This is a genomic window from Streptomyces sp. NPDC002911, from assembly GCF_053591835.1.
Genome location: NZ_JBSFUO010000004.1, coordinates 375,635 through 394,168, shown reverse-complemented (window position 1 = coordinate 394,168; position 18,534 = coordinate 375,635). Strand labels below are relative to the sequence as shown.

The window sequence follows — 18,534 nt, the reverse complement described above, 5'->3', positions numbered from 1 at the left end:
TGAGCCCGGCCGCCCTCACGCCCTCGGCGGCGGCGTCGGTGCCCCCGGCAGCCGGATCGACGCCACCGTGCCGCCGCCCTCCGCCGGGCTCAGGGCGATCTCGCCCCCGGCGTGCTGGACCGTGCGGGCCACGATGGCCAGGCCGAGGCCGGAGCCGGGGAGCTGGCGGGCCGAGGAGGAGCGCCAGAAGCGGTCGAAGACGTGCGGGAGGTCCTCGGCCGGGATGCCGGGGCCGTGGTCCCGTACGGTCAGCTCGCCGCGGTGGAGAACGACGTCGATCGTCCCGCCGGCCGGGCTGAACTTCACCGCGTTGTCGAGGACGTTGACGACCGCCCGCTCCAGAGCCGCCGGTTCGGCGCGTACGTACCAGGGGGCGAGCTCGGCGGTGATGGTGAGCTCCGGGCCGCGCAGGCGGGCGCGCTGGAGGGCGGTCCGGGTGATGTCGTGCAGCGCGACCACCTGGAGGGGGCCGGGCTGGGCGGCGTCGGGGCGGGAGAGTTCCTGGAGGTCGCCGATGAGTGCGGCGAGCTCGGTCATCTGGGCCTTGACCGAGGACATCAGGGCCTTGCGGTCCTCGGGCGGGATCGCGCGGCCGGTGTCGTCGCTGCGGGCCAGGAGCTCGATGTTCGTACGGAGTGAGGTCAGCGGGGTGCGCAGCTCGTGCCCGGCATCCGCGATGAGCTGCGACTGACGGTCGCGGGAGGTGGCCAGGGAGCTGGTCATCGAGTTGAACGAGCGCGAGAGGCGCGCGATCTCGTCCTCCCCCTCGGCGGGGATCCGAATGGTCAGGTCCTCGGTCTCGGCCACGTGCGCGACGGCGTGGGCGAGATCGTCGACCGGGCGCAGACCGGTGCGGGCGATCCACAGCCCGGCCGCACCCGCGCCGACGACGCCGATGCCGGCGACGAGGACCAGTACCCAGGCGAGGGTGGAGAGCGGGTCGGTGACCTCGCTCATGGGGCGGGCGATGGAGACCGCGAGGTTCCCGGACTCCGCCCCGGGGCCCCGGCCCAGGACAGCCAGCCGGGAGGTGTAGACCCGCATGTCCTCGGCGTTCTCGGCCGTCGCCGAGTGCAGGGCGTAGGACCGTTGCCGCTTGGCCACCTCCAGGTCCTCGCCGCTCACCGGCAGCTTTGATGTGCCGGGGGCGACGCAGACCGTGCCCTGGGAGTCGACGAGCTGGACCGTCACGCTGGGCAGGGGCGGGGGCTCCTCAGAGGTGTCGCCCTTGCAGTACGCGTACAGGTTCGCCAGGTAGAGCTGGTCCACCTTGGAGCCGCGCAGCGACTCGTCCAGCTGATGCTCCAGCTGCTCCCGCGTCACGAACCAGCACGCTGCGGCCACGGCCGCCACCGCCACCGCGACCGCCGTGGCGACCAGCATCGCGAGCCGTGAACGGAGCGGCAGTGCGCGCAGTCGGCGGCGCAGGCCGGTCACCCGTCACCGCCGCCGGAGCGCAGGGCGTAGCCGACGCCCCGCACGGTGTGGACGAGGCGCGGCTCGCCGCCGGCTTCCGTCTTGCGGCGTAGGTACATCACGTACACGTCCAGGGAGTTGGAGCTGGGTTCGAAGTCGAAGCCCCAGACCGCCTTGAGGATCTGCTCGCGGGTCAGCACCTGCCGGGGGTGGGCCAGGAACATCTCCAGGAGAGTGAACTCGGTGCGGGTGAGCTCCACCTGGCGGGTGCCCCGGGTGACCTCGCGGGTGTTCAGGTCCATGCGGAGGTCGGCGAAGGACAGCACGTCGTCGTCGGGGAGGGGCCCGCCCGCCGCGGCGGCGTACGAGCTGCGGCGCAGCAGGGCGCGGATGCGGGCGAAGAGCTCGTCCAGTTCGAAGGGCTTGACGAGGTAGTCGTCGGCGCCGGCGTCGAGGCCGGTGACCCGGTCGCCGACGGTGTCGCGGGCGGTGAGCATCAGGATGGGCGTGGTCGCCCCGGTGGACCGGATGCGCCGGGCGGCGGTGAGGCCGTCCATGCGGGGCATCTGGATGTCCAGGACGATCAGGTCGGGGGCGTACGACTCGGCCTTGGACAGGGCGTCGTAGCCGTCCACGGCCACCTCGGTTGCGTACCCCTCGAACGCGAGGCTGCGCTGCAGGGCCTCGCGCACGGCGGGCTCGTCGTCGACGATCAGGACGCGCTGCGGATCGTCCTCGGCGGGGCTCATCGCTTCGGTCCTCTTCCTTCGTGCGGGGTGCTGTGTGCTGGGCTCTCAGCCTTGCACGGCCGCCGTACGGCGTCGCGCGGCACGGCGGCCCGCACGGCCGGCGCCGCCGCGAACCTCGGGTGGGCGGGGAGAGGGCGCGGCGGGGGCAGCCGCGGCCAGTTCGGTGGCCAGGGCGAGCGGCAGGGCCAGATCGGACGGTCCGGTGGCCACAGGGGTGGTGCCGGGGTTCATGGAGACCTCCTCGTCAGGAGCCGTCGCCGGCGCGCAGGGCGTCCAGGTCGGCCTTGACGGTGTTGACCGGGATGGCGAAGCCGAGGCCCACGCTGCCCGCTGCCGAGCTGCCCGAGGTACTGGTCGAACTGGGGGAGTACATCGCGGAGTTGATGCCGATGATTTCGCCGTTCATGTTGATCAGGGCGCCACCGGAGTTGCCCGGGTTGAGCGAGGCGTCGGTCTGGAGGGCCTTGTACGTCGTCCTGGACGAGCCGGTGTCGCCGTTGAACTGCTGGCCACCGAACTCGAACGGCCAGTTCTGGCCACCCTGTTGCTGCTGTTGCTGCGGCTGCTCGTCGTCCTTGGCGACCGTGACGTCGCGGTCCAGCGCCGAGACGATGCCGCTGGTGACCGTGCCGGTGAGGCCCTCGGGCGAGCCGATCGCCACGACCTGGTCGCCGACCTTCACCGAGGAGGAGTCGCCGAGCGAGGCTGTCTTCAGCCCGCTCGCGCCCTGGAGCTTGATCAGCGCCAGGTCCTTGTCGGGGCCCGTGCCGACGACATCGGCGGTGTACGTCTTGCCGGTGCTGAGGGCCACCTTGACCTCGGAGGCGCCGGAGATGACGTGGTTGTTGGTGACGATCTCGCCGTCCGCCGTGATGACGACACCGGAACCGGTGGCCTCGCCCGCCGAGGACGTCGCGCTGATCTCGACGATGGCCGGCGACACGGCCGCCGCCACACCGGAGACGGTGCCGGCGCTGCTCTGGGAGACCGTGGTGCCGCTGAAGACGCCCCCGGAGCCGGAGCCGCTGGAGCCTCCGCCGGCGAGCTCGCCGATGAGGGTGGCAGTGCCGCCGCCGATCGCCGCTGCGGCGATCGCCACGGCCGCGAGCAGGGCGAGCGGCCGCTTCACCCGGCGCTCGGGCTTCGGGGCCTTTGCGGCCGCGACGGGCTGGGGTGCCGGGGCGGGCCAGGCGTAGGTGGCGCCGGGGGCCTCGGCTGCCGGCCGCTCGGGCCGATAGGCCGGCGGCGGTGGCGGGTAGGCCGCCGCCTCGCCACCGCCGCGCGAAGTGGTGTCGCCGGCGTACGAACCGCTGTCGTACGAGCCGCTGTCGTACGAGCCGTTGCCGTATGAGCCGTTGTCGTGTGAGCCGTTGTCGTGGGAGGGAGACATCGGGTACTCGCCGCTCGGGCGGTGGCTGTCGGTCATGTCTACGAGAGTGGCCAGCGAACATGAGAGCAGTCTGAGTACGTCCTGAGAAGCCCGGCAGAACCTCGTATGCCCGAAATAAGGAAGCGCCCCGCTACGGCGAGGTGACCGTCGGTTCGTCGCAGCCGCACGACCGGCGCACCACCAGCGCGGACGGGAACTGCTTCAGCCGCTCGCGCCGGGGCCCCGAGACCCGCAGTGAGTCGTCGAGGACCAGGTCCACCGCTGCCCGGGCCATCGCCGGACGGTCCGAGAAGACCGTCGTGAGCGGCGGATCGGTCAGTCCCGCTTCCTTCACGTCGTCGAAGCCCGCGACCGCGAGCTCGCCCGGTACGTCGATCCGCAGCTCGCGCGCGGCCCGCAGCACCCCGATGGCCTGGTCGTCCGTCGAGCAGAAGATCGCCGGGGGCCTGTCGGGGCCGGAGAGCAGCTCCAGGGACACCTGGTAGGCGTCGTAGCGGTTGTAGGGGGCGTGGAAGAGCCGGCCCTCCGTCGCCAGCCCGGCCTCCTGCATCGCCCGGCGCCAGCCCTCGATGTGGTCGGCGACCGGGTCACCGACCACCGGGGTCGACTCCATGCCGCCGAGGCACGCCACATAGGCGTTGCCGTGCTCCAGGAGGTGGCGGGTGGCGAGCTGGGCGCCGCCGACGTCGTCGGTGACGACCGCGACGTCGTCGATCGCCTCGGGGCGTTCGTGCAGCAGGACGACGCGGGCGTCCCAGGCCTCTATCTCCGCCGCCGCGCGCTCACTGGGTCCCTGGCTGACCAGGATCAGCCCGGAGACCCGCATGCCGAGGAAGGCCCGCAGATAGTGGACCTCGCGCTCGTCGCGGTAGTCGGAATTGCCGACCAGCACCATTTTCCCGCGCTCGGCCGCCGCCTGTTCGACCGCGTGTGCCATCTCGGCGAAGAACGGCTGCCGGGCGTCCGGCACGATCATCCCTATGAGGTCGGTGCGCCGCGAGGCCATGGCCTGGGCGACCCGGTCGGGCCGGTAGCCCAGCTCTTTGATCGCGGCGAGCACCCGCTCGCGCGTGGCCGGGGCAACCGGCCTCGGTCCGTTGTTGATGACGTAGCTGACGACCGCTGTCGAGGTCCCCGCCAGTCTCGCCACATCGTCCCGCGTCACCTTGGCCACGCGCGGCAGTCTACGCGGATCGACCTACCGGTTGGCAGGCCGGACCGGGGCTTCTTCCGTGATCTCGGCTTCCGCGGACTGCTCCGAACGGGCGCCCTCCTCGCGCGCGGGCTTCGCCGCCTCCCTGGCCTTGGCCTCCTCGGCCGCCCGGTCCACCTTCTCGGGGGTGACGAAGCGGTAGCCGACGTTGCGCACGGTGCCGATCAGGGACTCGTGCTCGGGGCCGAGCTTGGCCCGCAGCCGCCGTACGTGGACGTCGACCGTGCGGGTGCCGCCGAAGTAGTCGTAACCCCAGACCTCCTGGAGCAACTGGGCGCGGGTGAAAACCCGGCCCGGGTGCTGCGCGAGGTACTTGAGCAGTTCGAATTCCTTGAAGGTCAGGTCGAGGACCCGGCCCTTGAGCTTGGCGCTGTAGGTTGCCTCGTCGACCGACAGATCCCCGTTGCGGATCTCCATGGGGGAGTCGTCGGCGGTGATCTGCTGGCGGCCGGTGGCCAGCCGCAGCCGGGCCTCGACCTCGGCGGGACCCGCGGTGTCCAGCAGGACGTCGTCGATGCCCCAGTCGGCGGTGACGGCCGCGAGGCCGCCCTCCGTCACGACGAGGATCAGCGGACAGCCGGGCCCCGTGGACCGCAGCAGCTGGCAGAGCGACCGCACCTGGGGGAGGTCGCGACGGCCGTCGATGAGAATGACATCGGCACCAGGGGTGTCGACGAGCGCGGGTCCTTCGGCGGGGGCGACCCGCACGCTGTGCAGCAGTAGGCCGAGGGCGGGGAGCACCTCCGTCGACGGTTGAAGGGCATTCGTCAGAAGCAGCAGTGAACTCATCGCCGCCCACCTGCCTGGGTCGTCGGTCGATCGTGCACGTTCAGCTCGCCCATTACGTCGGTCCTCCTCGTTCCCTGCGAGAGGGGCACTCCCGGGTCGGACCCGGGGGAGTAGTGCGGCACTGCTTCGTACTCCCGTACGGCCATCACCTGCGACGGCCGTCATACGGTTTTACTGTGCGGCTCCCCGCCCGGGGACCGCTGAGCTTGTCGAAACGTTGTCGTAACAACACTCGGAAAGCACAAAAGGATCCGGGGGCTGCTTTGCCCGGATCCTCTTCGAAGCAGAATAGCCCACATGAGTTGTGTGCCCGAGGGGCGTCTGCCGAGTTCTTCTGTTTCCTCGGTCACGCGGGTACCCCGGCGCACCACGTTGCTGACCGGTGACGGCGTCCGTATCGAGGCGGTGTACACCCCGTGTACGGCGGGTTCCGGAGCCGCTGGGAGCGGTGCGCCCGAAGGGACCGCCGTGGTCCTCGCGCACGGCTTCACCGGCGCCGCCGACCGGCCGGCGCTGCTGCGGGCCGCCGAGGTGTTCGCCCAGCGTGCGGCCGTGATCACGTTTTCCTTCCGGGGTCACGGAAGGTCCGGCGGACGGTCCACGGTGGGCGATCGAGAGGTGCTGGATCTGGCGGCGGCGGTCACCTGGGCGCGGTCGCTGGGACACCGGCGCGTCGTTACGGTCGGCTTCTCGATGGGCGGTTCCGTGGTGCTCCGGCACGCCGCTCTGTATACGGCGCCGGAAGCCGCTGAGTCCGCGAGTGAGGAATCGGGGGCGGCAGGGTCCGAACGAGTGGCGAGGCGCATTGAGGCGCGAAAAGCGCACGACGGGCGCTCGGGGGCGCATTCGGGGGCGCGTGCGCATGCCCTCGCGGACGCGCACACGGACGCGGTCGTCGCCGTGAGCGCCCCTGCCCGCTGGTACTACCGCGGCACGGCCCCCATGCGCCGCCTGCACTGGGTCGTCACCCGCCCCGCGGGTCGCCTCGTCGGCCGCTACGGCTTCCGTACCCGGATCCACCGTGAGGACTGGGACCCGGTGCCGCTCTCGCCGGTGGAGGCGGTTTCGCTGATCACCGCGCCCCTGCTGATCGTGCACGGCGACAAGGATCCGTACTTCCCCGTGGACCACCCGCGGATGCTGGCAGGAGCGGCGGGGGACGAGGCGGAGCTCTGGCTGGAGCACGGCATGGGCCACGCGGAGAACGCCACGGACGGGGAACTGCTGGCCCGTATCGCCGACTGGACGGAGTCGGCGTGATTCATGATGGACACCGACGTACGACGAAAGGGGGTGCCGCCATGGCAGCGGGGACGATCCGCTACTGGGCCGCGGCCAAGGCCGCCGCAGGGACCGCGGAGGAGCCGTACACGGCGGAGACACTCGCCGAGGCGCTCGACGGGGTGCGCGAGCGGCACCCCGGTGAGCTGACGCGCGTACTGCTCAGATGCTCGTTCCTGATCGACGGGAATCCCGTGGGGACCCGAGGTCATGAGACCGTACGGCTTGCCGAGGGCGGCACGGTCGAGGTGCTCCCGCCGTTCGCAGGAGGGTGAACCGCAGACCATGAGCAACAGCGATCAGCAGTATCCGTACGACCCGGGACACGCGCAGCAGTACGACCCGGGACACGCGCAGCAGTACGACCCGGGACACGCGCAGCAGTACGACCCGGGACACGCGCAGCAATACCAGGGGCAGCAGCAGTACGACCCGGCGTACGGGCAGCAGAGCCAGCATCCGGGCTACGGGCAGCAGCAGTCCTTCCCGCCGCAGCAGCCCGCCGACCAGGGCGAGACCCAGACGTGGCAGGGCCAGACCTGGGACACCCGGTATCAGCCGGCGATCCAGCCGCAGCAGGCCGCGGCGCCCGCTCCCGCCGCCGGTCAGGCCGCCCGGGGCGGCTACCCACTGCCGCCCGAGGTCCCGGTGGTCCCGGCAGCCTCCGAAGCCCCACCCGCCCCGGCGGTGGCTCCGGCCGCCGCGCCCGACGGCTCGGACTACAGTGCGCCCACCACCCTGGGCAACAGCCGGATCACCGACGCTCAGCGGGCCCGCGCCGAGGGCCGTTCTCCGATCATCGCGCCGGGGATGCTGCCCGCCGCGATCACCGCCGGCCTCGGCCTGCTGCTCGCGCTCGGCGCCGCGATCGGGGCGTACGCCCTGCTCGTGCCCCTGGTACTGCTCCAAGCCGTGACGGCCGCGGGGTGGTTCCGGCTCAACGGCATGTGGCCGGCCAGGCAGGGCATCGCGCTCGCGTTCGCCGGTGGTGTCGTGGCCGATGCGGTGCTGCTCGTGGCGGGCCGGAGCAACGGCCCGGCGGCCCTCCTCGGCACGCTCGGTGTCTGGGTGCTGCTCACCCTGGTCCTTCAGCTGCGCAGCCGGGCCGGGGCCGATGAGCGGATGTACGGCCTGACGGCCACAGTCGCGTCGACCGCGCTCGCCGTGCTGGCCGCCGGACACCTCGCGGCCGTCCCGGGCGCGGTGACGGTGGGCGGCATCGCGGTCGCCGTGGCCGTGCTCGTCAGGGCCCTGCCGCTGCCCGGACCGGTCTCCGTCGGCGCGGCGCTCCTCGCCTCGGCCGGCGCGGGTGCGGTCGCCGGAGCGTTCACCGACTTCGGCGCGCAGGCCGCGTTCCTCGGCTTCGCCGCCGGCTGCTGTGCGCTGATCGGCCTGCGGGTCGCGAGCTACGACTACCCGTCCCGCTTCGTGCACATGACGGCAGGGGTGGCGCTGCCGCTCACCGCCGCGGCTCCCGCCGTCTATCTGATCGGCCGTGCCATCGCCTGATGTACCGGACGTTTCCGACGTTCCCTCACTCCCGCCGCCGTCCCCGTCTCCGTCCACGGGGAACTGGCCGGGCCTCCCGCTCGTCGATCACTCGGGGCACGCCGCGCTGCGGCAGTAGTCTCACGCGCACCAGGGGTCAGGTACGTCCGAGTGGGGGAACAACAGGCATGCGAGCACTGCGAATACTGCTGATCATCGCCGTGGTGCTGGGCGGCGTCTTCGTCGCCGTGGACCGCGCCGCCGTGTATTTCGCGGAGTCGGAGGCCGAGGGGCGGGTCGCTTTCGGCGGCGCCGAGGCCGGTTCGACCGAGGTCTCGATCAAGGGCTTTCCCTTCCTGACCCAGGTGGCCGGGTCCGAGCTCGACCGCGTCGACGTCACGGTCAAGGACATCCGCGCCAACGCGGCCGGACGGGAGATACGGATCAGTGAGATCCAGGCCCAACTCCGGCAGGTGACGCTGGGTGCCGGTTACACCAGCGTGACGGCCTCCCGGGCCACCGGGACGGCCGTCATCCCGTACGCCGCCCTCACCGAGGCGGCCGACGACGGTGTCACGGTCGCCTACGGCGGCGACGGCAAGGTCAAGGTCACCGGGACGGCGCGGATCCCGATGCTGGAGCAGACGGTCACGCGCAGCGTGCTCTCCACGGTCTCCCTGGTCGACGGCGACACCGTCAAGGTGCGCGCCGACGAGGTCCCGGGCGAGGGCGTTCCCGGCCTGGAGGACCTGGTCAGGAAGAAGACCGACTTCGAGCGCGGGATCGGCGGACTGCCCGACGGCCTGAAGCTGGAGAGGATCGAGGCGGCGCCGGGCGGCCTGGAGATATCGCTGACCGGTGCCGACATCCGACTGGCGGGATGACGGGCGGCCTGGAGCGGCCACGGATAACCCGCGGCAGGGTGGGGTAGGGGCCCGCGGAGACGGACGGACGTCCGATCCGGATATTGAGACGGGTCCGTCCGTTCCGTAGATGGGTATCGGTCTCAGGCCGCCCGCCGACGGCCGCCGGAGCCTTCGGGGGCTTGCGCGTCTCGCATGGTGGACGATCGTGTCTCATCATTCGACACGACGGTGACATCTCCGCCCGTACCTCCCTACGATCGGACGCATGAAGCGACAGGCGGACCTCACGAAGCGGCGGGCAGTAGACCTGTGCCGCGTCGCCGCCATGCTCTGTCGCACCTTCTGAGCGGGACCTTTTCCCGTTTCCCCGGCCCTTCGACGATGTCAGGGCCGAACCCGTGCCTCCCGTACGCGTTCCGCTCCAAGCACCTGCGCGTACACCTCGCACCCCGCACACCGCACCACCCCGCCGCAGACTGCCCCGGAGGAGAAACACATGAGCCGCGCAGACGTTCTGGTCGACGCCGACTGGGTCGAGGCCCGCATCGAGGACCCGCAGGTCGCCATCGTCGAGGTCGACGAGGACACCTCGGCGTACGAGAAGAACCACATCAAGAACGCGATCCGGATCGACTGGACCAAGGACCTCCAGGACCCGGTCCGCCGCGACTTCATCGACCAGGCCGGCTTCGAGAAGCTCCTGTCCGAGAAGGGCATCGGGAACGACACCACGGTCGTCCTCTACGGCGGCAACAACAACTGGTTCGCGTCCTACGCCTTCTGGTACTTCAAGCTCTACGGCCACCAGGACGTCCGCCTGCTCGACGGCGGCCGCAAGAAGTGGGAGCTCGACTCCCGCGACCTGGTGGACGGCGACCAGATCCCGTCCCGCCCGGCCACCCAGTACAAGGCCAAGCCCCAGGACGAGTCGATCCGCGCCTACCGTGACGACGTCGTCGCCGCGATCGGCAGCCAGAACATCGTCGACGTGCGGTCGCCCGACGAGTTCAGCGGCAAGCTGCTCGCCCCGGCGCACCTCCCGCAGGAGCAGTCGCAGCGCCCCGGCCACGTGCCGAGCTCGCGCAACATCCCGTGGTCGAAGAACGCCAACGACGACGGCACCTTCAAGTCGGACGACGAGCTCAAGGCCCTCTACGAGGACGAGCAGGTCGACCTGTCGAAGGACACCATCGCGCTCTGCCGCATCGGTGAGCGCTCGGCCCTGACCTGGTTCGTGCTGCACGAGCTGCTCGGCGTCGACAACGTCAAGAACTACGACGGTTCGTGGACCGAGTACGGCTCCCTCGTGGGCGTGCCGATCGAGCTCGGCGCCAACAAGTAATTCCGCAGGACCCGATCAGCAGGACCCCGACCAGAAGGACAGAACACCATGTGTGGAGCACAGGCCGGCGGCCCCGACGCTTCGACGATCAAGCCGGGCGAGACGACCATCCAGGGCAGCGTGACCCGCGACGGCGAGCCCGTCACCGGCTACGTCCGTCTGCTGGACTCGACCGGTGAGTTCACCGCCGAGGTCCCGACCTCGGCGACCGGACAGTTCCGCTTCTACGCGGCCGAGGGCACCTGGACGCTCCGCGCCCTGGTTCCGGGCGGCACCGCCGACCGTACGGTCGTGGCGCAGACCGGTGGCCTCGCCGAGGTCGCCATCGCCGTGTAGTTCACGCACGCTCACGGCCGGAGGGCCGCACCCCAGGGGGTTGGACGCCACCTGCACAGGGGTGCGGCCCTTCCCGCCGTCCGCATGCGTCTCCGCGTCCGAGAGCTCTACGCTGGAGACATGTACGCCCGGCGCAGGCGCGCCTATTTCTGGATGATGGGCGCATGCCTTTTTCTCTTCGTCTCCGCCTGGGCCTTCGTGCGTCTGTGGTCCGTCCCGGTGGCCGTGGCGATGTGCGTGCTCGCCATGGTCATACCGCCCGTCGCGGCGATCGTCGCCAACCGCCGGGGGCCTGAGGACCGTTGGTGGGACGAGCCTCCGCCCGAAGACCGGCCCCGGTCCTCCCCGCCTCCGGACATCGTGCCTCCGGACATCCGGTCCCCGGACGTCCCGCGCAGGGAGCCCCGGCCTCGCCCGCCCCGGGAGGAGCCCACGGGCGATCCGACGTCGGACGCCTGGTGGGACGAGCTCGACGGCAGGAACCGCCGTCGGTAGGCCGACGGCCATCCGGACCGGTGGACGTCAGTAGACGAGGGCCTGGGTACCGTCCGCCATGGCCTCCTGTACGAAGACCTGGGCGCCGGCGATCCGCACGCCCTCCAGGACGTCCTTCTCCGTGATGTCGCGCCGCGCCGCGCACTGGGTGCAGAGAGTGATCCCGCCGCCCGCCAGGATCGAGTCGACCAGATCGGGCAACGGCGCGGAGTGCGGCAGTTCGAATTCGGCGGCGCGCCCCGGCAGGGCGAACCAGGCGGACTCGCCGGTCAGCCACAGCGAGACCTCGACCCCGCTGGCGACGGCCACGGCTGCCACGGTGAAGGCCTGCGAGCAGCGCTCGGGGGCATCGGCTCCGGCGGTCACCTTGATCACGAGCTTCTTCGGCATGAACCGAACTGTAATCCTCGGCCGGACGACCTCCCCTGTGACCCGTGGATCAGTCGTGTGCGCAGGTGATGGAATCCCGCGCCTCAGGTCTCATGCGAGGACCGTTCCGGAACCGAGCGACCCGAATCCGGCGTGCCGGCCGACCCGCCGCCGTCCCCGCCCGGGTGCCCGTGTCCGCGAAGCCGTACGACCCCGCTGATCGCCGTCGCCGGCCTGGTCGGCCCCTCCGGTGGCACGGCCGTCGGCTACGACATCCAGGCTGAGCGGCGGCCAAGGGCGCGGGCGGCACGGAGACCGTTCCGTTCCACCAGGCCGCCGTCTGCGGGACCGGCTGCTGGGCTGCGCCGACCGCGCCCGGGGGAAACCCCGGGCCGTCGTGCCGGGCCCCCACCCATTAGGCTGGGGGCCCGGTCGCCTGCTGCCGTCATGTCGTTCGTCCCGAGGAGCTCCCGTGCTTGAGGTTTTCTTCTCCGCCCTGCTGGTCCTGGTCTGTGTCGGCGTGCTCGCCTTCTCGGCCGTGGCCGTGAAGAAGCTGTACCAGGGCCAGCGCTGACCCTCGCCTGAACACCTTCCGTACACCCTCACAGATCGTCTGAGCCGCTCATGATCGAGATTCCGTCCGACCTCCATCCGGACCTCGTGCCGCTGGCCTTCCTCCTCGGCAACTGGGCGGGTGCGGGCGTCTCCGACTTCCCCGGCGCCGAGAAGTGCAACTTCGGCCAGGAAGTCACCTTCAGCCACGACGGCCGCGACTTCCTCGAGTACGTCTCGCACTCCTGGGTGCTGGATTCCGAGGGCAAGCAGGTCAAGCCGCTGGAGTCCGAGTCCGGCTACTGGCGCATCGACAAGGACCGCAAGGTCGAGATCGTCATGGTTCGCGACCAGGGCATCGTCGAGGTCTGGTACGGCGAGCTGGCCAAGCAGAAGCCGCAGATCGACGTCGTCACCGACGCGGTCGCCCGCACCGCGGCCTCCGGCCCGTACAGCGGCGGCAAGCGCCTCTACGGCTATGTGAACAGCGACCTGATGTGGGTCGGTGAGAAGGCCACCCCCGACGTGGAGCTGCGGCCGTACATGTCGGCGCACCTGAAGAAGGTCGTCACCCCGGAAGAGGTCGCCGCGATGGCCAAGAGCCTCGGGGACATGCCGGACGACGGCATCGCGTTCTTCAAGTAGCGGTAACGCACTTTCCTCTTCACGCGTGAGCCCCCGGCACCTCCGTGCCGGGGGCTCACGCGCGTGACGGGGGGCGCAACGGTCCGTACGAGGGGCCGCGAGGGTGACGGGGTGAGCGACGGGAGGGGGGTTTCCGGATTACTTGTGTACTGCAATGCGCTTACGTCTGAGGAGTGTGGCTCGCTGCGGTGGTCACAGGTGCGGAGCTCCAGATCTCCTGGGTCCGGGGAACGCGGAACCCCCAGTCGCATTGCCCGCGACCGGGGGTTCATAAGCCGTGCTCAGGGCGGCCTGCGCACAGCGGCGGATCGGATCCCTGCTCGGTGCCCTGGACGAGAAGATCCGGGTGCACGAGGAGATCTCACGTACGACAGCGCTGCTGCGCGACTCCCTGGCGGGACGACTGATGAGCGGACAGCAGCCAGGGCCGCGGGAATGAGCCGGCTGCTCCTACACTGGGCCTGTGGTGAGCACCGACTGGAAGACCGATCTTCGGCAGCGTGGCTACCGGCTGACGCCTCAGCGTCAGCTTGTCCTGGAGGCCGTCGACACCCTGGAGCACGCGACCCCCGACGACATCCTCTGCGAGGTGCGCAGGACGGCGTCGGGGGTGAACATCTCCACCGTCTACCGGACCCTGGAGCTCCTGGAGGAGCTCGGGCTGGTCAGCCATGCGCACCTGGGGCACGGCGCCCCGACGTATCACCTGGCGGACCGTCACCACCACATCCATCTCGTCTGCCGGGACTGTACGAACGTCATCGAGGCCGATGTCGACGTGGTGGCCGACTTCACAGCGAAGCTGCGGGGTGCGTTCGGCTTCGAGACCGACATGAAACACTTCGCGATCTTCGGGCGCTGCGCCGACTGTGCGGCGAAGGCGGCACAGGCCGGCCCGGAGGAGGGACCCGGTAGCGCGCGGTAGGGATGTCCGCCCGGGTCGTACGCTGGTCGCATGAAGAGCCCCTTGCTGTCCCTGCCCGGCGCCGTCCCCGCCGAGGGGCGCGACGAAGGCGTCGCCGCGCACTACGGCGACCTGTTCCGTGAACAACGCGCACTCGCCGACGGCGGCGGCCTCGTCGACCTCTCGCACCGCGGGGTCGTCACCGTCACCGGCGACGACCGGCTGGCCTGGCTGCACCTGCTGCTCACCCAGCACGTCAGCGACCTCGCGCCGCACCAGGCGACCGAGGCGCTGATCCTCTCCGCCAACGGGCACATCGAGCACGCCCTCTATCTGGTCGACGACGGCACGACGGTGTGGATGCACGCCGAGCCGGAGACCCAGGGTGAGCTGATCGCGTACCTGGAGTCGATGAAGTTCTTCTACCGGGTCGAGGTCGCCGACCGCACCGAGGACATCGCCGTCGTGCATCTGCCGGCCGGTTCCATCGCCGAGGTTCCGGACGGCGCCGCCGTACGGGAGACGGCGCACGGCCGCGACCTCTTCCTGCCCCGCGCCGATCTGGAGACGTACGCGGCCGCGCACGGCCCGGTGGCCGGGATCCTGGCGTACGAGGCGCTGCGCGTCGAGGCGCACCGCCCGCGTCTGGGCTTCGAGACCGACCACCGCACCATCCCGCACGAGCTGGGCTGGATCGGCAGCGCCGTACATCTCCAGAAGGGCTGCTACCGGGGCCAGGAGACGGTCGCCCGTGTCCAGAACCTGGGGAAGCCGCCGCGCCGCCTCGTCTTCCTGCACCTCGACGGCAGCGAGGTCCATCTGCCCGGCCACGGGACTCCGGTCCGGCTCGCCGCCGACGGTGAGGAGGGCAGGCAGCTCGGTTTCATCACCACCTCGGCCCGTCACCACGAGCTGGGGCCGATCGCCCTGGCGCTGGTGAAGCGGAATGTCGCGGTGGACGCGGAACTGATCGCGGGTGACACCGCGGCGGCCCAGGAGACGGTCGTCGAGCCGTAGGGGGCTACGCGCGGCCGTCCAGTCGCGCTGCCCGCCTTGCTATACCTCGACCAGTACGGTGAACGGGCCGTGGTTCGTGAGCGAGACCCGCATGTCCGCTCCGAACCGGCCCGTCTCCACCTGCGCGCCGAGCGCCCGCAGCTGTGCCACCACCTCGTCGACCAGCGGCTCGGCGACGTCGCCCGGCGCGGCCGCGTTCCACGTGGGCCTGCGGCCCTTCCTGGCGTCCCCGTAGAGAGTGAACTGCGAAATGACCAAAAGCGGTGCATTCGCGTCCGAGCAGGACTTCTCGCCCTCGAGGATCCGCAGGGTCCACAGTTTCCTGGCGAGTTGTGCCGCCTTCTCCACGGTGTCCCCGTGAGTGACCCCCACCAGCACACACAGGCCCTCGCCGACGATCTTGCCGACCGTTCCGGTCTCCGACGCGTCGTCCGCGGCGCCGGCCACGGTGACGGTCGCGCCGTCCACTCTCTGTATCACTGCACGCATACAGACCAACCTATCTTGGGCTGAACGGGTACAGAGCACCTGCGTGAACACCGTGCGTAGTGGCACCATGCACGGTGTCGGTGTGCCGACGCACCGGTCGAGGGGACGGAACATCATGACGACACGTGGAACCGGGCCAGCACCCGGCGCCGTACCAGTGACACGTACAGCCGCCGACCCGCGGCCGCCTGTGCAGCGGACCGGTGTGGTGGCCGGGCGGCCGCCCACCCCGCCGCCCGTACAGCTGCCCGCAGTGGTGTCCGTGCCCGGGCAGACCGGCGGCGGTGCGGTCGAGGGACTGGCCGCCGTGCGTCCCCAGCCCGAATTCGGCGGACTGAGGCTGCCGGAGCTGCGCACCTTGCGCCGTGACGCCCGGCGCGACGAGGCGGACCTCAGCTACGTGCGCCGTCTCGTCCAGGGACGGATCGACATCCTGCGCGCCGAGCTGGCCCGCCGGGTGGGACCCGAGTCGCCTGTGGTGGACCGGCTCTCGGAGATCCTGGCCGACACCCCGTCCGTCCACCGCTCCTCGGTGCGGCACGTCACTCTCACCACGCCTCGCAGCGAGGAGTACCGGCAGCTGGCGGCGGACACGCTCGCGGAGGTCGAGCTCTCCGACCTCGACGCCCGGACTGACGACGAGCTCCTCACGGCCATGGGACGGCTGGTCCGCTACGAGCAGCGGGTGTCCCGGCGTCGTCACCGGCTCCAGCGGACCGTCGACGATTGCAGCGCGGAGATCGCCCGCAGGTACCGTGACGGAGAAGCACAAGTACAGGACCTGCTCGCCTGAAGCGACCCTTCCGGGGGTGGGTCACGCCCGCCCCCGGAAGGCCACCCGCCAGCATGACGTCCTCCATAGCCTCGTATCCGTCCGAGTCGTCGCCCGCTCTCCCGGTCCTGGCCGAGGTCGTACGGTCCGGCTTCACCGAGGGCCACCACCGGGGGTCGCTGGTCGTTCTGGCCGCGGACGGGAGTGTGGAGCTGACGCTCGGCGACCCGGCGGCGCCGGTCTTCCCGCGCTCGTCCAACAAGCCGATGCAGGCCGCCGCGATCCTGCGGGCCGGGCTGGACCTTTCGGGGGAGCGGCTGGCCATGGCCGCCGCGAGCCACTCGGGCGAGGCCTTCCACCTCGACCTCGTGCGCACGATGCTCGCCGAGCACGGGCTGCAGCCGGACGATCTGCAGACGCCGCCCGATCTGCCGCTGGACCCGGTCGAGGCGGAGGCGTACCTCGCCGCCGGGGGTGTGCGGGAGCCGCTCACCATGAACTGCTCGGGCAAGCACGCGGCGATGCTCGCCGTATGCGTACGCAACGGATGGGACACGGCGACGTATCTCGACCCGGCCCACCCGCTGCAAGGGCTGGTCGGCGAGGTGGTCGCGGAGGCGGCGGGCGAGCCTGTCGCAGCGGTCGGCACGGACGGCTGCGGGGCTCCGCTGATGGCGATCGGGCTGGTGGGCCTGGCCCGTGCGTTCCGTACGTTCGTGCTGGCGGAGCCGGGCTCGGCGGAGCGCCGGGTCGCGGATGCGATGCGGGCGCATCCGGAGTACGTCGCCGGCACGCGGCGGCCCGACACCTGGCTGATGCGGGAGGTGCCGGGCACGCTCTCCAAGATGGGCGCGGAGGCGGTCCAGGCGGTGGCGCTCCCGGACGGCAGGGCCCTGGCCTTCAAGATCGACGATGGTTCCACCCGCGCCCTGGGCCCGGTGCTGGCCCGCTCCCTCGAACTGCTCGGTGTCGACGCCCCGGTGGTGTCCCGCATCGGGCGGGCTCCGCTGCTGGGCGGTGCCGCTGAGGTGGGCAGGATCCGGGCCGCGTTCTGAGCGGCGGCGGCGGCCCGTCGGCCCGGCGGGAAAACCGCGCGACATTGCGTACGCCTTGTGCCTAGCGTGCGCCGTATGAGCCTTGATCCACGTACCGTATCCGCAGCCGAATTCCCCGACTGGCTGCGTGCCGTGGGCACCGGGTTCCTCCGGGCGTCGGCTTCGGTGCCGGGGGAGGAGGAGACCGCTGTGCGCCTGGCCCACACGGATCTCGCCCGGGTGCAGGGAGTGTTCGACGCCGGCCGCTGTGTGGCCACCTTCCGGTCGTTCGCGCAGGAGCTGACCGTCGTCGGCGGCGCGACGGTGCCGGCCGACGCGATCACCGCCGTGACGGTGACACCCACGCACCGCCGCCGCGGGCTGCTCAGCCGGATGATGGCCACCGACCTGGCGGCGGCGAAGGAGCGCGGCGACGTGGTCGCCTCGCTGACTGCCTCCGAGTACCCGATCTACGGGCGGTACGGCTTCGGCCCGGCCGCCTGGACCACCGAATGGGAGATCGACGTCCTCCGGGCCGGCCTGGACACGCGCGGCCGGTTTCCCTCCGAGGCGGACGGCGGGGGGATCGAGCTGGTGGACGGCGCGGACGTACGCAAGCTGGGCCCCGGACTCCACGGCCGTCTTGCCGCACGCCAGCACGGCGTGGTGTCCCGGGACGAACGCTGGTGGCAGCGCAACACCGGCGTGGACGTCCCGGCGTCCGAGACGTGGACGGAGCCGTTCTACGCGGTGTACCGGTCGGCCGAGGGGCGGACGGACGGGCTGATCGCCTACCGCGCCGACGACACATGGAGCGACCGTAAGCAGCCGCGCAACACGGCGAAGGTGGTCGGCATGATCGCGACGACCCCGGCGGCGGAGCGCGCCCTGTGGCAGTTCGTCTGCTCCATCGACTGGATCACGACGGTCCGCTCGGGCTACCGCGCGCCCGACGACCTGCTCCCGCTCCTCCTCCCGGACCCGCGTGCCGCCCGCGTCGTGACCCAGGTGGACCGGCTGTGGCTGTGCGTCCTGGACGTTCCCCGGGCCCTGGAGGCACGTACGTACGCGACCGAGGGCGCCCTGGTCCTCGATGTCCGCGACGCCACGGGCCTGGCGGGCGGCCGGTTCCTGCTGGAGGTCTCACCGTCCGGCGCCTCCTGCGTCCCCACGCCCCGGGAAGCCGACCTCACGCTGGACGTGGCGGAGCTGGGCGCGCTGTGCCTGGGCGACGAGTCGCCGGTGCGGCTGGCCGCGCTCGGCCGGCTCGACGAACACCGGACGGGCGCGGCGGCATGGGCGGACGCGTTGTTCCGGGCGCCACGGCGGGCGTGGTGCCCGGACGTGTTCTGAGGCAGCGTCACGTGCGTGGGACGTGGCGGATGAG

At 71.3% G+C, this 18,534-nt stretch carries 23 protein-coding genes; 15 read left to right on the top strand and 8 right to left on the bottom strand.

Annotation, left to right across the window (positions count from 1 at the left end; translation table 11 throughout):
- Window positions 1–15: 15 nt before the first annotated feature.
- The 6 genes from ACWD04_RS09780 to ACWD04_RS09755 all read right to left on the bottom strand — a co-directional run bounded on the left by ACWD04_RS09780 (window position 16) and on the right by ACWD04_RS09755 (window position 5,557).
- Window positions 16–1,437 (bottom strand): sensor histidine kinase, encoded by a 1,422-nt coding sequence (locus ACWD04_RS09780; RefSeq protein ID WP_451129903.1) that lies wholly within the window; start codon window positions 1,435–1,437, stop codon window positions 16–18.
- Window positions 1,434–2,165: a response regulator transcription factor gene (locus tag ACWD04_RS09775; RefSeq protein WP_451129901.1), complete on the bottom strand. Its 732-nt coding sequence runs from the start codon at window positions 2,163–2,165 to the stop codon at window positions 1,434–1,436. Before ACWD04_RS09775 ends, ACWD04_RS09780 begins: the two co-directional genes overlap by 4 nt.
- Before the next feature lie 45 nt (window positions 2,166–2,210).
- Window positions 2,211–2,396: a hypothetical protein gene (locus tag ACWD04_RS09770; protein ID WP_451129899.1), complete on the bottom strand. Its 186-nt coding sequence runs from the start codon at window positions 2,394–2,396 to the stop codon at window positions 2,211–2,213.
- A 13-nt stretch (window positions 2,397–2,409) separates the two neighbouring features.
- Window positions 2,410–3,591, bottom strand: coding sequence for a S1C family serine protease (locus tag ACWD04_RS09765; RefSeq protein ID WP_451129897.1), 1,182 nt, complete (start codon window positions 3,589–3,591; stop codon window positions 2,410–2,412).
- A 94-nt stretch (window positions 3,592–3,685) separates the two neighbouring features.
- On the bottom strand, window positions 3,686–4,729 hold the full coding sequence (locus tag ACWD04_RS09760; protein ID WP_451129895.1) for a LacI family DNA-binding transcriptional regulator: 1,044 nt from the start codon (window positions 4,727–4,729) through the stop codon (window positions 3,686–3,688).
- Between the two features lie 24 nt (window positions 4,730–4,753).
- On the bottom strand, window positions 4,754–5,557 hold the full coding sequence (locus ACWD04_RS09755; protein WP_451129893.1) for a response regulator transcription factor: 804 nt from the start codon (window positions 5,555–5,557) through the stop codon (window positions 4,754–4,756).
- 297 nt (window positions 5,558–5,854) lie between these two features.
- Here ACWD04_RS09755 and ACWD04_RS09750 point away from each other — a divergent pair, with 297 nt between their 5' ends.
- From ACWD04_RS09750 to ACWD04_RS09715, 8 genes are all read left to right on the top strand, one after another.
- Window positions 5,855–6,817, top strand: coding sequence for an alpha/beta hydrolase (locus ACWD04_RS09750; RefSeq protein WP_451129891.1), 963 nt, complete (start codon window positions 5,855–5,857; stop codon window positions 6,815–6,817).
- A gap of 41 nt (window positions 6,818–6,858) precedes the next feature.
- A complete protein-coding gene (locus ACWD04_RS09745; protein ID WP_099174183.1) occupies window positions 6,859–7,113 on the top strand; it encodes a MoaD/ThiS family protein in 255 nt (84 codons plus the stop codon).
- 10 nt (window positions 7,114–7,123) lie between these two features.
- The gene (locus ACWD04_RS09740; protein ID WP_451129889.1) at window positions 7,124–8,347 is read left to right on the top strand and encodes a hypothetical protein; all 1,224 of its coding nucleotides are present in this window, start codon (window positions 7,124–7,126) and stop codon (window positions 8,345–8,347) included.
- A gap of 167 nt (window positions 8,348–8,514) precedes the next feature.
- On the top strand, window positions 8,515–9,210 hold the full coding sequence (locus tag ACWD04_RS09735) for an LmeA family phospholipid-binding protein (RefSeq protein WP_451129887.1): 696 nt from the start codon (window positions 8,515–8,517) through the stop codon (window positions 9,208–9,210).
- A gap of 247 nt (window positions 9,211–9,457) precedes the next feature.
- Entirely contained in the window at window positions 9,458–9,538 is an 81-nt protein-coding gene (locus ACWD04_RS09730; RefSeq protein WP_350310325.1) for a putative leader peptide, read from the top strand.
- 150 nt (window positions 9,539–9,688) lie between these two features.
- A complete protein-coding gene (locus ACWD04_RS09725) occupies window positions 9,689–10,534 on the top strand; it encodes a sulfurtransferase (protein WP_451129885.1) in 846 nt (281 codons plus the stop codon).
- 48 nt (window positions 10,535–10,582) lie between these two features.
- A complete protein-coding gene (locus ACWD04_RS09720; RefSeq protein WP_014154938.1) occupies window positions 10,583–10,870 on the top strand; it encodes a DUF1416 domain-containing protein in 288 nt (95 codons plus the stop codon).
- 120 nt (window positions 10,871–10,990) lie between these two features.
- Window positions 10,991–11,365 (top strand): DUF3099 domain-containing protein, encoded by a 375-nt coding sequence (locus tag ACWD04_RS09715; RefSeq protein ID WP_451129883.1) that lies wholly within the window; start codon window positions 10,991–10,993, stop codon window positions 11,363–11,365.
- A gap of 27 nt (window positions 11,366–11,392) precedes the next feature.
- Here the strand turns inward: ACWD04_RS09715 and ACWD04_RS09710 are convergent, their stop codons facing one another.
- Window positions 11,393–11,755, bottom strand: coding sequence for a DsrE family protein (locus tag ACWD04_RS09710; RefSeq protein WP_451129881.1), 363 nt, complete (start codon window positions 11,753–11,755; stop codon window positions 11,393–11,395).
- Between the two features lie 603 nt (window positions 11,756–12,358).
- Between ACWD04_RS09710 and ACWD04_RS09705 the strand changes: the two genes are divergently transcribed.
- The 4 genes from ACWD04_RS09705 (at window position 12,359) to ygfZ (ending at window position 14,852) form a co-directional block, all read left to right on the top strand.
- Window positions 12,359–12,931 carry an FABP family protein gene (locus ACWD04_RS09705; RefSeq protein WP_451129879.1) on the top strand — a complete coding sequence of 191 codons (573 nt, stop codon included), beginning with the start codon at window positions 12,359–12,361 and terminating at the stop codon, window positions 12,929–12,931.
- Between the two features lie 277 nt (window positions 12,932–13,208).
- On the top strand, window positions 13,209–13,370 hold the full coding sequence (locus ACWD04_RS09700; RefSeq protein ID WP_451129877.1) for a hypothetical protein: 162 nt from the start codon (window positions 13,209–13,211) through the stop codon (window positions 13,368–13,370).
- 24 nt (window positions 13,371–13,394) lie between these two features.
- Complete coding sequence (locus tag ACWD04_RS09695; protein WP_451129875.1) at window positions 13,395–13,856, top strand: Fur family transcriptional regulator; 462 nt, start codon at window positions 13,395–13,397, stop codon at window positions 13,854–13,856.
- A gap of 30 nt (window positions 13,857–13,886) precedes the next feature.
- A complete protein-coding gene (gene ygfZ / locus ACWD04_RS09690) occupies window positions 13,887–14,852 on the top strand; it encodes a CAF17-like 4Fe-4S cluster assembly/insertion protein YgfZ (RefSeq protein ID WP_451129873.1) in 966 nt (321 codons plus the stop codon).
- A 39-nt stretch (window positions 14,853–14,891) separates the two neighbouring features.
- Here the strand turns inward: ygfZ and dtd are convergent, their stop codons facing one another.
- Entirely contained in the window at window positions 14,892–15,341 is a 450-nt protein-coding gene (dtd, locus tag ACWD04_RS09685; protein WP_451129871.1) for a D-aminoacyl-tRNA deacylase, read from the bottom strand.
- Between the two features lie 115 nt (window positions 15,342–15,456).
- On the opposite strand from dtd, the gene ACWD04_RS09680 reads away from it, so the two are divergent.
- The 3 genes from ACWD04_RS09680 to ACWD04_RS09670 all read left to right on the top strand — a co-directional run bounded on the left by ACWD04_RS09680 (window position 15,457) and on the right by ACWD04_RS09670 (window position 18,500).
- On the top strand, window positions 15,457–16,134 hold the full coding sequence (locus tag ACWD04_RS09680; protein ID WP_451129869.1) for an RsiG family protein: 678 nt from the start codon (window positions 15,457–15,459) through the stop codon (window positions 16,132–16,134).
- A gap of 53 nt (window positions 16,135–16,187) precedes the next feature.
- Window positions 16,188–17,168 (top strand): asparaginase, encoded by a 981-nt coding sequence (locus tag ACWD04_RS09675; RefSeq protein ID WP_451129867.1) that lies wholly within the window; start codon window positions 16,188–16,190, stop codon window positions 17,166–17,168.
- 75 nt (window positions 17,169–17,243) lie between these two features.
- The gene (locus tag ACWD04_RS09670; RefSeq protein ID WP_451129865.1) at window positions 17,244–18,500 is read left to right on the top strand and encodes a GNAT family N-acetyltransferase; all 1,257 of its coding nucleotides are present in this window, start codon (window positions 17,244–17,246) and stop codon (window positions 18,498–18,500) included.
- Window positions 18,501–18,534 lie beyond the last annotated feature (34 nt).

Excerpts from the sequence above, each read along its gene's own strand:
- ACWD04_RS09745 (WP_099174183.1), top strand. The coding sequence starts at position 6,859 with ATGGCAGCGGGGACGATCCGCTACTGGGCCGCGGCCAAGGCCGCCGCA.
- ACWD04_RS09755 (WP_451129893.1), bottom strand. The coding sequence starts at position 5,557 with ATGAGTTCACTGCTGCTTCTGACGAATGCCCTTCAACCGTCGACGGAG.
- ACWD04_RS09735 (WP_451129887.1), top strand. The coding sequence starts at position 8,515 with ATGCGAGCACTGCGAATACTGCTGATCATCGCCGTGGTGCTGGGCGGC.
- ACWD04_RS09770 (WP_451129899.1), bottom strand. The coding sequence starts at position 2,396 with ATGAACCCCGGCACCACCCCTGTGGCCACCGGACCGTCCGATCTGGCC.
- ACWD04_RS09750 (WP_451129891.1), top strand. The coding sequence starts at position 5,855 with ATGAGTTGTGTGCCCGAGGGGCGTCTGCCGAGTTCTTCTGTTTCCTCG.
- ACWD04_RS09765 (WP_451129897.1), bottom strand. The coding sequence starts at position 3,591 with ATGACCGACAGCCACCGCCCGAGCGGCGAGTACCCGATGTCTCCCTCC.
- ACWD04_RS09675 (WP_451129867.1), top strand. The coding sequence starts at position 16,188 with ATGACGTCCTCCATAGCCTCGTATCCGTCCGAGTCGTCGCCCGCTCTC.
- ACWD04_RS09680 (WP_451129869.1), top strand. The coding sequence starts at position 15,457 with ATGACGACACGTGGAACCGGGCCAGCACCCGGCGCCGTACCAGTGACA.
- ACWD04_RS09670 (WP_451129865.1), top strand. The coding sequence starts at position 17,244 with ATGAGCCTTGATCCACGTACCGTATCCGCAGCCGAATTCCCCGACTGG.
- ACWD04_RS09740 (WP_451129889.1), top strand. The coding sequence starts at position 7,124 with ATGAGCAACAGCGATCAGCAGTATCCGTACGACCCGGGACACGCGCAG.
- ACWD04_RS09705 (WP_451129879.1), top strand. The coding sequence starts at position 12,359 with ATGATCGAGATTCCGTCCGACCTCCATCCGGACCTCGTGCCGCTGGCC.
- ygfZ (WP_451129873.1), top strand. The coding sequence starts at position 13,887 with ATGAAGAGCCCCTTGCTGTCCCTGCCCGGCGCCGTCCCCGCCGAGGGG.
- ACWD04_RS09720 (WP_014154938.1), top strand. The coding sequence starts at position 10,583 with ATGTGTGGAGCACAGGCCGGCGGCCCCGACGCTTCGACGATCAAGCCG.
- dtd (WP_451129871.1), bottom strand. The coding sequence starts at position 15,341 with ATGCGTGCAGTGATACAGAGAGTGGACGGCGCGACCGTCACCGTGGCC.
- ACWD04_RS09715 (WP_451129883.1), top strand. The coding sequence starts at position 10,991 with ATGTACGCCCGGCGCAGGCGCGCCTATTTCTGGATGATGGGCGCATGC.
- ACWD04_RS09730 (WP_350310325.1), top strand. The coding sequence starts at position 9,458 with ATGAAGCGACAGGCGGACCTCACGAAGCGGCGGGCAGTAGACCTGTGC.
- ACWD04_RS09775 (WP_451129901.1), bottom strand. The coding sequence starts at position 2,165 with ATGAGCCCCGCCGAGGACGATCCGCAGCGCGTCCTGATCGTCGACGAC.
- ACWD04_RS09710 (WP_451129881.1), bottom strand. The coding sequence starts at position 11,755 with ATGCCGAAGAAGCTCGTGATCAAGGTGACCGCCGGAGCCGATGCCCCC.
- ACWD04_RS09725 (WP_451129885.1), top strand. The coding sequence starts at position 9,689 with ATGAGCCGCGCAGACGTTCTGGTCGACGCCGACTGGGTCGAGGCCCGC.